Genomic DNA, 13,444 nt, shown 5'->3' on the forward strand with positions numbered 1-13,444 from the left:
GCGACTGCCTCAAAGTGAAATTATAATAGCGAGATGACGTGCATATTAAAAATGATTAAAATAGATAGTTATCATCAATTTAATAGATTAAAGACTACTCATTACCTATTTAGTCTTTGAAAAAGCCACTGTCTTGTTGGCTTAACATAGCTTCGATATCTTCAATATCAGGAAGCTCTGTCATTTCAGCATCTTTACCACCGCCACAAGGGATCGACTTTCCTTCATCAGCCCATTCACCTAAATCAATTAATTGACATTGTTTACTACAAAAAGGACGAAATTTACTAAGTGTTGTCCACTTAACCTTCACTTTACAATTTGGACAATTAACTTCAGTCGTCATTTTTAATATTGCTCTTAATGGGTAACGTTAACAACACGCTAATTTAAAACTAACTGTAGAATCTACAGCAGAACTACCATTCATATTAGCTACAAACAAAGTAAAGCGAATGGCATAACGGTATTTATTACCGGATAGCATAGGGTAATAGCCTTGATCAGTAGCAGCTAATACTCGTATTAATTCATTTTTGTCTTCGGCAATCCCTTGATAGAAGCCTTTTTCAGCATTCACATCTGTAAACCGTCCTCTTTCTCTCAAAAAAGACAAAGTCACTTCCATCGATTGCTGAATAGGCATTAACTCGTCTAACCATGCTTGAACTTGTTGCTTTTTAAATGCTAACGGTTGTTGCAACCAATAATGTAAATTAGGTAAATCAAAACTACAGGTGCCACCAGGAATAGAAAACCTTTGCCTAATAGAAGACAAGAGTCGGTCTTCTTTTAATTCTGCTCCGACTTTTTTGTTGGTTCTTAAAGACTCTCTGAGACGTAATATTTTTTTAAGAGCAAACTGCAATGCTTCTTCATCAATATTGGGGTGTTTAGACCAGATCACTAAGTTTTTTTCATGAAGCTCAATATCTTTAAGCACATCATTACGTAAATCAATACGCTCTGTTAAATCAAGAAGAGTAAAAAGACAATCTAAAAAGTTGATGTATTCCCAATCTTCAACTGCAGCTTTTCCTTGTTCAAGCTGCTTAAATAACTGCTCAAGTCTAAGGTAAGTACGTACCTTTTCATTGAGTGGAAATTCGTAAATAGCTTGAGACATTTTGACCTTATAATTTATTACGTGGTAAATCACGACTTTGAGTAATGCTTACCATTGTAAAGAATTTTTAGTCAAATCAATAGGCTAAAATCATCACCTAATTTTATTTTTGGCTAACTGCAGATAGGTCTGATGGAGTAATTCTACCTGAATCAACAGCTTTTCAGGGCTATCATTATTGTCAATCACATCATCTGCAACCGCTAAGCGCTGTTCTCTACTGGCTTGAGAGTCCATAATCGCTTGAATTTGTTGGGCATTAGTTTTGTCTCTAAGTAAGGTACGTTTCAATTGGTTGGTTTCACTCACATCTACAATTAATACTCGGTCGACCATCTCATACAATTTATTTTCTACCAGTAGGGGCACACTCAACAAACAATAGTTAGATTTGGCTTGTTGTACCTGCTTCATCATCTCAGTTCTAATTGCAGGGTGTAGTAATTGATTCAGCCACTCTTTATTTTCTGGTTCACTAAACACTAACTGCCGCAACTGGCTTCTATCAAGTGCACCGTTAATGTCTAAAATTCTCTCACCAAATTTACCAATAATAGCTTGTAACCCCGGCGTTCCAGGCTCAACTACTTGCCTAGCGACAATATCAGCATCAATCACGTCAATATTAAATGTTTTAAAACAATCAGTAACTGTAGTTTTCCCACTACCAATTCCGCCACTTACCCCAACAACATAGCAGCTCATGGCAATAGCCAATTCCAATATTGCGCTACCAACCAATCTCCATACATAAGTGTTAACCAACCAGCGGCAGCTAAGTAAGGCCCAAAGGGAATAGGTTGGCTTTTGTCCTTTCCTTGAACAGTAAGCAAGGTAACTCCCACAACAGCGCCAACAAAAGAAGACAATAAAATAACAACAGGTAAATGTTGCCAACCTACCCATGCACCTAAAGCGGCAAGCAACTTAAAATCACCATACCCCATGCCTTCTTTACCGGTTAGTAACTTAAATACCCAATAGATTGACCATAAACTTAAGTACCCCACGGCCGCCCCTATTAAGGCGTCTTGTGGCGAAACAAAAGGCCCATTAATACTCAGCAATAACCCTAACCAAAGTAAAGACAAGGTCAGTTGGTCGGGCAACAACATGGTATCTAAGTCAATAAATGTCATGGCAACCAATAACCAAGTGGCAATAACAGCAGCAACCGCAGCTAAACCAAAACCAAAGTGCCAAGCCACAAGGGCAGATAACAAACCTGTTGCTAATTCAACTAAGGGGTAACGGATAGGTATAGGTGATTTACATTGACTACATTTACCTCCAAGGGCTAACCAACTAATAACGGGAATATTCTCCCACGCTCTGATTTTATGTTGGCATTTAGGACAGGTTGAATCAGGTTTTACTAAGTTAAAGGTTTCTGGGGTACTGGTGTTAGCATCGGGTGCCTGAGAGGCATTAACTTGATGAGTGTTATTTTGAGACAAAAGATACTCGTCAACTTCAGCTTTCCAGCCCCTTTCCATCATGACTGGTAAGCGATAAATCACCACATTCAAAAAACTTCCGACTAATAAACTAATAACGAAAACTACAGAGATAAAAACAGCAGGGTAATCCGCCATAAGTTGCAATGATGAGTGCATAGAAAAACTTAATAAGTAGAGTTAGAGGATAGCTTGCCAGAAATTAAATAAGCAAGCTATCAGAACAGAGAAATCATATAAAATAGGCAGTCATGATACTCAGAGGTATCTAAACAACGTTACCCATTTCGAAAATTGGTAAATACATGGCAACAATCAAACCACCTATGACTACACCTAATACGGCCATAATCATGGGCTCTAGTAAACTGGTAAGGCCGTCAACCATATCATCTACTTCAGCCTCATAAATATTTGCGACCTTACCTAACATTTCATCCACTGAGCCCGACTCTTCACCTATGGCTATCATCTGCACCACCATTTCAGGAAAGGTACCAGTAGAGCGCATAGCTGCATTCATTTGAATCCCGCCTGCCACTTCTTTTTTTACAAACAAAATGGCATCTCTAAATACTGCATTACCGGCCGCACCAGCGGCTGAATCTAAAGCACCAATCAAAGGTACCCCAGCTGCAAAAGTCGTCGACAAGGTTCGGGTAAAACGAGCCACAGAGGCTTTTTTAAGTATTTCACCTATCACAGGGATCTTTAAGACTTTTTTGTCAACGGAATCTCGCAAGTTCCTGGATTTACTATGGGCTTTTTTAAACAAAAACCCTGCAGCAAAAACCCCAGCCCCAACAAATACACCATAGTCTTGCAGAAACCTGGATATACCTAAAACAAACTGGGTAAAAGCGGGCAACTCAGCACCAAAACTAGAAAATATCTCTTCAAACTGTGGCACCACAAAAATAAGTAAAATCACAGTAACAATGACTGCAACTACCACCACCGCAATAGGGTAAAACATAGCTTTCTTAATTTTTGACTTAAGTGCCTCAGCTTTTTCTTTATATAAAGCGATTCGGTCATAAATGGTTTCTAGGGCACCAGATTGTTCACCGGTTTCAACTAGGTCGCAATATAAATCATCAAAATATTTAGGATGCTTACGTAAAGTGTCAGATAGTGGATTACCAGCACTGACTTCAGCTGTAATTTCAACCAAGAGTTTACGCATGCTCATATTGGCATGCCCTGTAGCTATCATCTCTAAGGTTTGTATTAGGCTCACCCCGGCGGTTAACATAGTAGCAATTTGCCGAGATAACATAGCGATATCTGCCGGAGTTATTTTTTCGCCACCTTTACCAAATAACGGTTTAGCTAATTTTTTAACTCGTTTAGCAGCAATACCTTGTCGCCGAAGCTGGTTTTTAGCTTCAAGAACATTCAAAGCCGAAATTTCACCTTTTACAGCTTGGCCATTTTTATTATTGCCTTGATAGGTAAAAGTAGTTGGGGTAATAGATGCCATAACACTCACACTCTAGGTTGTAGAATCAAAAAAGCCCGGATATTCCGGGCTCATTTCAAAATGAATAACTTAACAAAGTGTTGATGGAGTACAGGTTTCTGCCCAAGTAATTCCACCATTTGTCGCAACTGTTGGCGTCAAGACATAAGAAGCAGCACCTGTACCATTAATATTTGAGTCTGAAGGCTTAGTAGCAGTTATAACTCCAGAAGCAACACTTAAACCAGGAATTCCAGCTGCCGCTGTAACAGCTTCAGGGATGTCAGTTGGAACAGTCGTTGTACTTGAATTACAATCGCCAAGTGCATTTCCCATTTGTACGCAAATCTCTACAGCTGTCTTTGCAGGCGCAGTCGCATTCGTTACTTCAGTAAAACGAGCTTTTTCTGTATAAGACTGATAAGCCGGCAATGCGATTGCAGCCAAAATACCGATAATAGCAACAACAATCATCAATTCGATAAGTGTGAAGCCGTTTTGTTTTTTCATAGTGTTAGTTTGAGTCATGTTCATGGTGTATCTCCAATATAAAAGTAAAATAAATTAAGTTGTTTAGCGTTTCAGTTTTACAGCGTTGTTTTTGAATTCCTGTTCAGTATAGATCGGGATCCCTTTCTAGCAAGTATCCAAAAACATACTTAAGTGTTGGCTTTAAAACGGTTACTAAATAACTCTAGCTATTTACTTTTAACTTGCACCTTATCTAACTTATCAAATTACACGTAATGAAAGGTCAATTGCCTTAACATCTTTAGTTAGGGCACCAGACGAAATATAGTCTACCCCTAACTGTGAAAGGGCTTTCAGCCTAGATTTAGTGATATTTCCAGACACCTCTAACTTACACTTTCCAGCATTAATTGCGACAGCTTGTTGAATCATTTGGTTGTCAAAATTATCCAACATTATAATATCAGCCTTAGCTAAAATAGCCTGATTTAACTCTTCAATATTTTCTACTTCTACTTCTACATTTAACTGAGAATTAGCTTGACGGGCTTGTTTTACTGCGTTCTCTATCGATCCACAGGCGAAAATGTGATTTTCTTTTATTAGGTATGCATCATACAACCCAATTCGATGATTAGTGCCGCCGCCACAGCGCACTGCGTACTTTTGGGCAAGGCGCATCCCCGGTAATGTTTTGCGAGTATCTAATAGCTTTGTATTAGTACCAGTCAGCTCTGCCACACAATCAGCCACAGTAGTTGCCGTACCTGACAGGGTCTGTAAAAAGTTAAGAGCTGTACGTTCGCCCGTTAATATATGCCTTGCATTACCTGTTATCTTTACAATAGTTTGATTAGCAGACAGTTGCTCACCGTCATTTACACACCACTGTAGCTTTATACCTTCATTTAATTGTGCAAAGGTTTCTGTTACCCAAGCAGCCCCCGCTAAAACACATGCTTCACGGGTTATAATCTCTGCAGTAATATGTTGCTCAGCAGGAATTAAATTGGCTGTGATATCGCCCAAGTCTGCACCTTGGCCATTTAGGTCTTCTGACAACGCCAATTTAACGGCTAATGGAATATCAATATTTTGCATAACGTCTCTATATAAGTGGGAAATGTAAACGGCTTATAGATGCTTCAAAATAAGCCATTCACCTTTTTGTGTGAATTCTAATTGTTTAAGGGCGCTCATCCCAAGCAAAATTTCATCAGATTTAACTGCTGGGTTTAAGTGGGCAGCCACATCAAATAACTGGATATCGCCAATAGACAAACGATTAATACTGGTTTGCGCTACCTGAACACTACCGTTAGCAGTTTGTACCCTAGCCGCTCTACCCAGTTGCAGCCCAAGTTGCTGCGCTAGATGCATAGGCACAGAAACCTGCGTAGCACCGGTATCCAATAAAAATACCACAGGCTGCCCATTAATAGCTCCCCCAGTTACATAGTGCCCTGCTCTATTTTGTTTTAGTCTAACCTCAACACCGTTACTAAGAGTCGAGGAGATAGGATCAGCATTTGGATTAAATTGCTCGGCTAATTGCTCATCAAACATTAAAGTAAGCAAACCTAGGCCTATTACCCAAGCAACAATCAACATGCCTTTGCCCATTTTACTTTGTTGCATAACGACCTCTAAATTTTGATTGGCTGCATAGCTACATTTATAGCAAATAAAATAACGCGATAGCTGCCTTTCACTTTGTTATGATAATGAAAACAGAACAATCAAAATAGCCAATACATTGATTAAGCAAGCAATTTTAACACAAGCTGAATATTACCCAAGTACACACTGTGACGATAGGCCAGAAAATACAGATATTTCCTTGTTGGTTATTCATAATATTTCATTACCTCCAAATGAATTTGGAGGAGACTATATAAAGTACTTTTTTACTGGTCAGCTTAACCCTGAATTGCACCCCTATTTTACCAGTATTTACCAAATGCGCGTATCTGCACACTGCCTAATACAAAGAGATGGGCATATAGTGCAATTTGTTCCTTTTAGTAAAAGAGCATGGCACGCAGGTATATCTAGCTTTCAAGGTCAAAATAGGTGTAATGACTATAGTATTGGTGTTGAACTTGAGGGTGCCGATCATCTTCCTTATACAGATGAGCAATATAAAAGCCTACAACACCTCAGTCTTGCATTACAACAAACCTACCCTGCAATAACTCTAGGGCGCATTGTTGGCCATAACGACATTGCCCCAGGACGAAAAACCGACCCTGGTATATCATTTGATTGGACCAGATACAGACAGCTATTAATATGCAAATAGAGAGTGATATAATTTTTGTGTCACTTCCCATAATTTCGAAAAGGCTATTTACATGACACTGATCAGTTTATTACTGGTTTTATTAATTGAAAGAGTAACCACTCTATCTAAATATTGGCAAGCCGAGTTATATACCAGTAAATATCTAGAAGTCATCAAATCAAAAGATTGGTTAAATTCCTCATCAAAATCTTGGGTATTAGCTTTAGTGGTGGTGCTCCCTGTTTTATGTATCTATTTAATAGTACAAAAATTCTCCGGCGGGTTAATAGAACTAATATTAAGTACAGCCATTCTGATGGTATGTATGGGTTGCCCTGTAATTCGTGCAACCTATAAATGCTTTTTGCAAGCGGCAAGCAAAGGCGATATGCAAGCATGCAGCATGTACGAACAACAAATAAAAAGTAATGCCACTGATGACCTTTCAATCGGCCAAAATTTGATCTGGCAGAATTACCGTCATTACGCAGCCGTTATTTTATGGTTTGCGGCATTAGGGGCGGCAGGGGCAGTTTTATATGTCTTGATTCGCGAATTATCCAATAAACTAGAAGCCGATGATGAACACCAGATTGCCGCCGCTCAAACCAAACGTTTATTGACCATTATGGATTGGATTCCAGTACGGATTACCACATTAGGTTTTTTAGTGGTGGGGCATTTTTCACGTGCTTTACCAACTTGGCTCAGTTACCTACCCGACCCCACTGTATCTGCAAAAACCTTACTGCTAGATGTATCTAAAAAGGCAGAAGAAATTGAACCTGACGAAGAGGATTGCACCGAAGAGCCCTGTACTTTAGTGCGCTTAGCTAAACGAAATGTGATGTTTTTGTTGGTAGTTATTGCAATTTTGTCAATTTCCGGTTGGATTAACTAACAGGTCTGACCACAAACCAAATACCCCTTACCCCTTAATTTACATAGCATGAAGGGGTTTTCCTGCATCTTGCTATTAGTTAAATTAAAATTAACATTTACCCCAGCGCAAATGTTTAATAAGCTATTACACCAAATGGTCTTACCAATTTACCAAAGGTTTACACCTTGGGTTAGATGGAATAAATAAATGCGTCGAGTGCAATCAAGAAAAATATCAGATGACATTATGGAACAATTAGAATCCATGATGCTCGATGGTAGATTAGCAGCGGGTCAAAAACTTCCACCAGAAAGAACATTAACAGAACAATTTGAAGTGTCTCGACCATCAGTACGAGAAGCCATACAAAAATTAGAAGCTAAAGGCCTGGTTATTCGTAAACAAGGGGGCGGCACTTTTGTATGTGACAACCAATTGAAGGGTTTAGCTGATCCATTATTCGACCTAATGTCGAAGACGCCAAGTACACAATTTGATTTATTAGAATTCAGATTAGGTGTTGAAGGTATGGCTGCATACTACGCTGCAATGCGTGGCACCCCAAGTGACTTAAAAAAAATACAGAACAAGTTTGAAGCCATCGGGCTCGCACAAATTGAAAACGACCCTCGCCTAGAGGCTGAGGCCGTATTTGATTTTTTTATTGCAATTTGCGTGGCATCACAAAACAGCATCTTTTTGCACTTAGTTAGAAGTATGGCAAGCCTCATCACTGATAACTTAGAACGACATATCACTATGCTTGCGAGAAGTCCTGATATGTTCGAAAGAATGCGTAATTATCATAAAAAATTATTAGCAGCGATATTGAGTGGTAAGCCACAAAAGGCGTGGAACGAAAGTCACACCCACTTAACATTTGTTGAAAAAGAACTATTGTTACAGACACAAGAACAGAGTGCCATAAGGCGTTCAAGAAGTGGTATGCAACGATACGCATAGGTAATTAACTTGTGCACTAGTAAAATACACCTTGGCTAATTTTAATATTTTTAGTCATTTATTTATTTTTACCCTACAACATTGGAGACTAAGTAAATACTATGTCTGAGCTCCCTAACATCGATTTAGATTCAGCTGAAACGCAAGAATGGCTTGAATCATTGGAAGCCGTTTTGGAAAATGAAGGTCCAGAGCGCGCTCACTTCCTTTTAGAGAAGTTAATAGATCAAGCTCGCCGCAGTGGTACTCACTTACCATTTGATGCGAAAACAGCTTACGTAAATACTATTCCACCATCACAAGAGCCAAAAATGCCTGGTGACCAAACGATTGAAGCCCGTATACGTGCTGCAATTCGTTGGAACGCCTTAATGATTGTATTACGCGCTTCTAAGAAAGACTTAGAGCTAGGCGGACATATAGGTAGTTTTGCTTCATCTGCAATGTTGTACGATGTGGGCTTTAACCACTTCTTTAAAGCGCCAAACGACAAAGATAGCGGCGACTTTATCTTCTCACAAGGTCATATTTCTCCAGGTATTTATGCACGCTCTTTCGTTGAAGGCGCCTTAACCGAGGAGCAATTAAATAACTTCCGTCAAGAATGTGATGGCGAAGGCTTGTCGTCTTATCCTCACCCACACTTGATGAAAGACTACTGGCAATTCCCGACTGTATCTATGGGCCTTGGTCCATTGCAGGCTATTTATACTGCTCGTTTCTTAAAGTATTTGACTGACCGTGGTATCAAAGACTGTTCAGGTCAACGTGTATATTGCTACATGGGTGACGGTGAATGTGATGAGCCAGAATCATTAGGTGCCATTGGTTTAGCGACTCGCGAAGGCCTAGATAACTTAACGTTTGTGATTAACTGTAACTTGCAGCGCTTAGATGGTCCTGTACGTGGTAACGGTAAAATTATCCAAGAACTTGAAGGTACATTCCGTGGCGCAGGCTGGGAAGTAGTAAAAGTTATCTGGGGGAGTTACTGGGATGCATTAATCGCCCGTGATAAATCAGGTAAACTTTTACAACTTATGAGCGAAACGGTTGATGGTGAATACCAAAACTGTAAAGCTAAAGGCGGTAAATACACTCGCGAAAACTTCTTCAACAAGTACCCAGAAACTGCAGCGCTTGTTGCCAATATGTCTGATGAAGATATTTTCCGTTTAAATCGTGGTGGACATGATCCAGTTAAAGTATTTGCAGCTTACCAAAAAGCCATGGATACCAAAGGTCGCCCTACTGTTATTCTTGCTAAAACCGTTAAAGGATTTGGTTTAGGTGCATCAGGTGAAGCATTAAATATTGCTCACAACGTTAAGAAAATGGACGTTGATTCGATTAAGCAATTCCGTGACCGCTTTAACATTCCTGTTGCTGACGAAGCGATTCCTGACTTACCTTACTTCAAGTTTGCTGAAGACAGCGTTGAATATAAATACATGAAAGAGCGCCGTGAAGCACTAGGTGGCACTTTACCTCAACGTCGCATGCAAGCTGAAGAACAACTTGAGATGCCAGAGCTATCCATTTTTGATGCGATACTTAAAGGCTCAGGTGACCGTCAAGTATCATCGACTATGACATTCGTACGTGTACTAAACAGCTTATTAAAAGATAAGAAAATTGGTAAACGCATTGTTCCTATCATTCCTGACGAAGCTCGTACCTTTGGTATGGAAGGCTTGTTCCGTCAAGTAGGTATCTACGCTAGCGAAGGTCAAAAGTATATTCCTCAAGATGCAGACCAAGTGGCTTATTATCGTGAAGATAAAAAAGGCCAAGTATTACAAGAAGGTATTAATGAACTAGGCGCAATGGCGTCATGGGTTGCTTCTGGTACGTCTTACTCAACCTGTAATGCGACGACTATTCCATTCTACATTTACTACTCAATGTTTGGTTTCCAACGTGTGGGTGATTTAGCATGGGCTGCTGGCGATAGCCAAGCACGTGGTTTCTTATTAGGCGCAACGGCTGGCCGTACAACCCTAAATGGTGAAGGCTTACAACACCAAGATGGACATTCACATGTTCAAGCTAACTTAATTCCTAACTGCGTAACTTACGACCCAACTTATGGCTACGAAGTAGCCGTTATCGTTCAAGACGGTTTACGCCGCATGTACGGTGAAAACGAAAATGTTTTCTATTACCTAACCCTAATGAACGAAAACTATCAGCATCCTGCGATGCCTGAAGGTGAAGATGTTGCGGCAGATATCATCAAAGGTATTTATAAGTTAGAGCGTGTTGAAGCGAAAAAGGCTAAATCTAACGTTCAGCTAATGGGCTCAGGTACTATCTTAAATGAAGTACGTAAAGCTGCTCAAATCTTAAGTGCTGATTACAATGTGTCTTCTGATGTTTACTCAGTAACCTCTTTCAATGAATTAGCCCGTGAAGGCCAAGACGTTGTGCGCTGGAATATGCTTAACCCAGAAGCAGAACCTCTTACCGCTCACATTGGTCAGGTTATTACTAAAGATGCAGGTCCTGCAATTGCAGCCACTGATTATGTCAAAGGTTATTCAGATCAAGTACGTGCTTTCATCGAAACTGACTACCGCTGTTTAGGTACTGACGGTTTCGGACGTAGTGACAGCCGTGATAACTTACGTACTCACTTTGAAGTCAATGCAGCTTATGTTGTTGTAGCTTCATTGTACGAGTTGGCTAAACGTGGCGAAGTAGAGAAGAGTGTTGTAACCGAAGCCATTAAACGTTTCGATATCAACACAGATAAACTTAATCCACTTTACGCTTAATAGCGACTAGATAAGGAATCTTATATATGTCTGATATTCAAAAAATTCTAGTCCCTGATGTGGGTGGCGAAGAAGTTGAAATCATCGAAATTTGTGTTGCCGTGGGTGATGCACTAGAAGCTGATGAAGGGATTGTTACCGTTGAAACTGATAAAGCGTCAATGGATATCCCTGCACCGTTTGTAGGTGAATTAGCAAGTCTAGCCGTTGCCGTTGGAGACAAAATTAAAGAAGGTGACGTAATTGGCGAAATCAAAGCCGCCGGAGCAGATGCTCCAGCAGCTGAAGAGCCAGCAGCACCGGTAGCTGAAGCTCCAGCTCCAGAAGCGGCACCTGCACCAGCAGAAGCTCCAGCACCTGCAGTATCAGGCGCTAGCGAAGTCATCGAAGTTGCCGTACCAGATATTGGCGAAGACGGTGAAGTTGATGTAATCGACGTACTTGTGGCGGTTGGTGATGTCATTGAAGAAGAAGATGGCCTAATCACACTAGAAACTGACAAAGCCACTATGGATGTGCCATCTACACATGCAGGTACAGTTAAAGAAGTATTTATCAAAAACGGCGATAAAGTTAAACAAGGTACACTTGTTATAAAACTTGAAACGGCAGGCTCAGCGTCTGAAGCACCGGCAGCTGAATCAGCTCCTGCACCAGCTGCAGCGCCAGCAGCGGCTCCAACTGCAAGTGAAACACTTGAAGTGGCTGTACCAGATATTGGCGAAGACGGTGAAGTTGATGTTATTGATGTACTCGTTGCTGTAGGCGATGAAATCGAAGAAGAAGACGGTTTAATCACTTTAGAAACTGATAAAGCAACTATGGATGTCCCTTCAACTCACGCAGGAACAGTGAAAGAAGTATTCATCAAAACCGGTGACAAAGTTAAGCAAGGCTCAGTTGTAATTAAACTTGAGACTAAAGGCGGTGCAGCGGCTCCAGCTCCTGCGGCCGCTCCTGCAGCTCCGGCACCTGCTCCGGCGGCAGCTCCTGCACCTCAAGCAAAACCTGCACCTGTTGCAGCTGCACCAAGTGACTTCAAGTCATCAGGTCCTGTTTATACTTCTCCAGCTATCCGTCGTTTAGGTCGTGAATTTGGTGTTGATTTAAGCTTAGTTAAAGGTACAGGCCGTAAAGGACGTATCTTAAAAGAAGACGTTCAAGCCTATGTAAAAGCAGCCCTTGCTGCACCTAAAGCGGCTACTGGTGGCAGTGCCATAGTAGGCGACAATGTATTACAAATCGTCCCTGTTAAACCTGTGGATCATAGTAAGTTTGGTGAGATTGAAGAAGTGGCTCTTGGTCGTATTCAGAAAATTTCTGGTCCATTCTTACACCGTAACTGGGCAACTATCCCACACGTTACTCAGTTCGATGAAGCTGATATCACAGATATCGAAGACTTCCGTAAAGAACAAAATGCATATCATGCGAAGAAAAAGACTGGCTTAAAAATTACGCCTCTTGTGTTCGTTATGAAAGCAGTAGCTCGTGCGTTAGAGAAGTTCCCTAATATGAACTCAACATTGTCTGATGACGGTGCAAGTTTAATCCTTAAGAAATTCGTCAACATAGGTATTGCAGTAGCAACACCTGGCGGCTTAGTTGTTCCGGTTATTAAAGACGTGAACAAAAAAGGCATAGAAGAACTATCTAGAGAGCTAATCGTTATTTCTGGTAAAGCCCGTGAAGGCAAGCTTAAAGCAGCCGATATGCAAGGTGGCACATTCACTATCTCCAGTTTAGGTGGCATTGGTGGTACAGCATTTACACCAATCGTAAATGCACCAGAAGTAGGTATCCTAGGGGTATCTAAGTCAGACTTTAAACCTAAGTGGAACGGTAAAGAGTTTGTTCCACGCTTAATGGTGCCATTAAGTCTATCTTACGACCATAGAGTAATTGATGGCGCTGAAGGTGCTGCATTCTCAACTGAGATTGCTAACAACCTAACAGACTTACGCCGCCTAGTACTTTAAGGTAGATGCGTTAAAAAATATAAATCGATAGCATTAAATTGT

13 protein-coding genes are annotated in these 13,444 nt (G+C 40.6%); 5 read left to right on the forward strand and 8 right to left on the reverse strand.

All coding sequences use genetic code 11. The features are described from left to right. Positions 1 to 109: 109 nt before the first annotated feature. The 8 genes from yacG to ABJE44_RS10155 form a co-directional block, all read right to left on the reverse strand. A complete protein-coding gene (yacG, locus tag ABJE44_RS10120; RefSeq protein WP_348111920.1) occupies positions 110 to 346 on the reverse strand; it encodes a DNA gyrase inhibitor YacG in 237 nt (78 codons plus the stop codon). A 27-nt stretch (positions 347 to 373) separates the two neighbouring features. Next, the gene (gene zapD / locus ABJE44_RS10125) at positions 374 to 1,126 is read right to left on the reverse strand and encodes a cell division protein ZapD (RefSeq protein ID WP_348111921.1); all 753 of its coding nucleotides are present in this window, start codon (positions 1,124 to 1,126) and stop codon (positions 374 to 376) included. A gap of 93 nt (positions 1,127 to 1,219) precedes the next feature. Next, positions 1,220 to 1,831, reverse strand: a complete 612-nt coding sequence (gene coaE / locus ABJE44_RS10130; protein ID WP_348111922.1) for a dephospho-CoA kinase — start codon at positions 1,829 to 1,831, stop codon at positions 1,220 to 1,222. Then, complete coding sequence (locus tag ABJE44_RS10135; RefSeq protein WP_348111923.1) at positions 1,828 to 2,742, reverse strand: A24 family peptidase; 915 nt, start codon at positions 2,740 to 2,742, stop codon at positions 1,828 to 1,830. The genes coaE and ABJE44_RS10135 overlap by 4 nt, the downstream gene beginning before the upstream one ends. A 109-nt stretch (positions 2,743 to 2,851) precedes the next feature. Continuing rightward, positions 2,852 to 4,066: a type II secretion system F family protein gene (locus ABJE44_RS10140; protein WP_348111924.1), complete on the reverse strand. Its 1,215-nt coding sequence runs from the start codon at positions 4,064 to 4,066 to the stop codon at positions 2,852 to 2,854. Between the two features lie 69 nt (positions 4,067 to 4,135). Beyond that, a complete protein-coding gene (locus ABJE44_RS10145) occupies positions 4,136 to 4,579 on the reverse strand; it encodes a prepilin-type N-terminal cleavage/methylation domain-containing protein (protein ID WP_348111925.1) in 444 nt (147 codons plus the stop codon). A 198-nt stretch (positions 4,580 to 4,777) separates the two neighbouring features. After that, positions 4,778 to 5,617, reverse strand: coding sequence for a carboxylating nicotinate-nucleotide diphosphorylase (gene nadC / locus ABJE44_RS10150; RefSeq protein ID WP_348111926.1), 840 nt, complete (start codon positions 5,615 to 5,617; stop codon positions 4,778 to 4,780). A 33-nt stretch (positions 5,618 to 5,650) separates the two neighbouring features. Further along, a complete protein-coding gene (locus ABJE44_RS10155) occupies positions 5,651 to 6,154 on the reverse strand; it encodes a TIGR02281 family clan AA aspartic protease (protein ID WP_348111927.1) in 504 nt (167 codons plus the stop codon). 118 nt (positions 6,155 to 6,272) lie between these two features. Between ABJE44_RS10155 and ampD the strand changes: the two genes are divergently transcribed. The 5 genes from ampD to aceF all read left to right on the forward strand — a co-directional run bounded on the left by ampD (position 6,273) and on the right by aceF (position 13,402). Next, on the forward strand, positions 6,273 to 6,818 hold the full coding sequence (ampD, locus tag ABJE44_RS10160; RefSeq protein ID WP_348111929.1) for a 1,6-anhydro-N-acetylmuramyl-L-alanine amidase AmpD: 546 nt from the start codon (positions 6,273 to 6,275) through the stop codon (positions 6,816 to 6,818). A 52-nt stretch (positions 6,819 to 6,870) separates the two neighbouring features. Continuing rightward, entirely contained in the window at positions 6,871 to 7,701 is an 831-nt protein-coding gene (ampE, locus tag ABJE44_RS10165) for a beta-lactamase regulator AmpE (RefSeq protein WP_348111930.1), read from the forward strand. A gap of 189 nt (positions 7,702 to 7,890) precedes the next feature. Continuing rightward, positions 7,891 to 8,646 carry a GntR family transcriptional regulator gene (locus tag ABJE44_RS10170; protein ID WP_348111931.1) on the forward strand — a complete coding sequence of 252 codons (756 nt, stop codon included), beginning with the start codon at positions 7,891 to 7,893 and terminating at the stop codon, positions 8,644 to 8,646. Positions 8,647 to 8,747: 101 nt separating this feature from the next. Then, the gene (gene aceE, locus ABJE44_RS10175; protein WP_348111932.1) at positions 8,748 to 11,423 is read left to right on the forward strand and encodes a pyruvate dehydrogenase (acetyl-transferring), homodimeric type; all 2,676 of its coding nucleotides are present in this window, start codon (positions 8,748 to 8,750) and stop codon (positions 11,421 to 11,423) included. Positions 11,424 to 11,449: 26 nt separating this feature from the next. After that, positions 11,450 to 13,402: a pyruvate dehydrogenase complex dihydrolipoyllysine-residue acetyltransferase gene (gene aceF / locus ABJE44_RS10180; protein WP_348111933.1), complete on the forward strand. Its 1,953-nt coding sequence runs from the start codon at positions 11,450 to 11,452 to the stop codon at positions 13,400 to 13,402. Positions 13,403 to 13,444: the final 42 nt, after the last annotated feature.

Origin of the sequence: Paraglaciecola sp., assembly GCF_039942875.1 — a bacterium.
GTDB lineage: Bacteria > Pseudomonadota > Gammaproteobacteria > Enterobacterales > Alteromonadaceae > Paraglaciecola.

Coding starts and splice junctions, on each gene's coding strand:
- yacG (WP_348111920.1), bottom strand. CDS start 346: ATGACGACTGAAGTTAATTGTCCAAATTGTAAAGTGAAGGTTAAGTGG.
- zapD (WP_348111921.1), bottom strand. CDS start 1,126: ATGTCTCAAGCTATTTACGAATTTCCACTCAATGAAAAGGTACGTACT.
- coaE (WP_348111922.1), bottom strand. CDS start 1,831: ATGAGCTGCTATGTTGTTGGGGTAAGTGGCGGAATTGGTAGTGGGAAA.
- ABJE44_RS10135 (WP_348111923.1), bottom strand. CDS start 2,742: ATGCACTCATCATTGCAACTTATGGCGGATTACCCTGCTGTTTTTATC.
- ABJE44_RS10140 (WP_348111924.1), bottom strand. CDS start 4,066: ATGGCATCTATTACCCCAACTACTTTTACCTATCAAGGCAATAATAAA.
- ABJE44_RS10145 (WP_348111925.1), bottom strand. CDS start 4,579: ATGAACATGACTCAAACTAACACTATGAAAAAACAAAACGGCTTCACA.
- nadC (WP_348111926.1), bottom strand. CDS start 5,617: ATGCAAAATATTGATATTCCATTAGCCGTTAAATTGGCGTTGTCAGAA.
- ABJE44_RS10155 (WP_348111927.1), bottom strand. CDS start 6,154: ATGCAACAAAGTAAAATGGGCAAAGGCATGTTGATTGTTGCTTGGGTA.
- ampE (WP_348111930.1), top strand. CDS start 6,871: ATGACACTGATCAGTTTATTACTGGTTTTATTAATTGAAAGAGTAACC.
- ABJE44_RS10170 (WP_348111931.1), top strand. CDS start 7,891: ATGCGTCGAGTGCAATCAAGAAAAATATCAGATGACATTATGGAACAA.
- aceE (WP_348111932.1), top strand. CDS start 8,748: ATGTCTGAGCTCCCTAACATCGATTTAGATTCAGCTGAAACGCAAGAA.
- aceF (WP_348111933.1), top strand. CDS start 11,450: ATGTCTGATATTCAAAAAATTCTAGTCCCTGATGTGGGTGGCGAAGAA.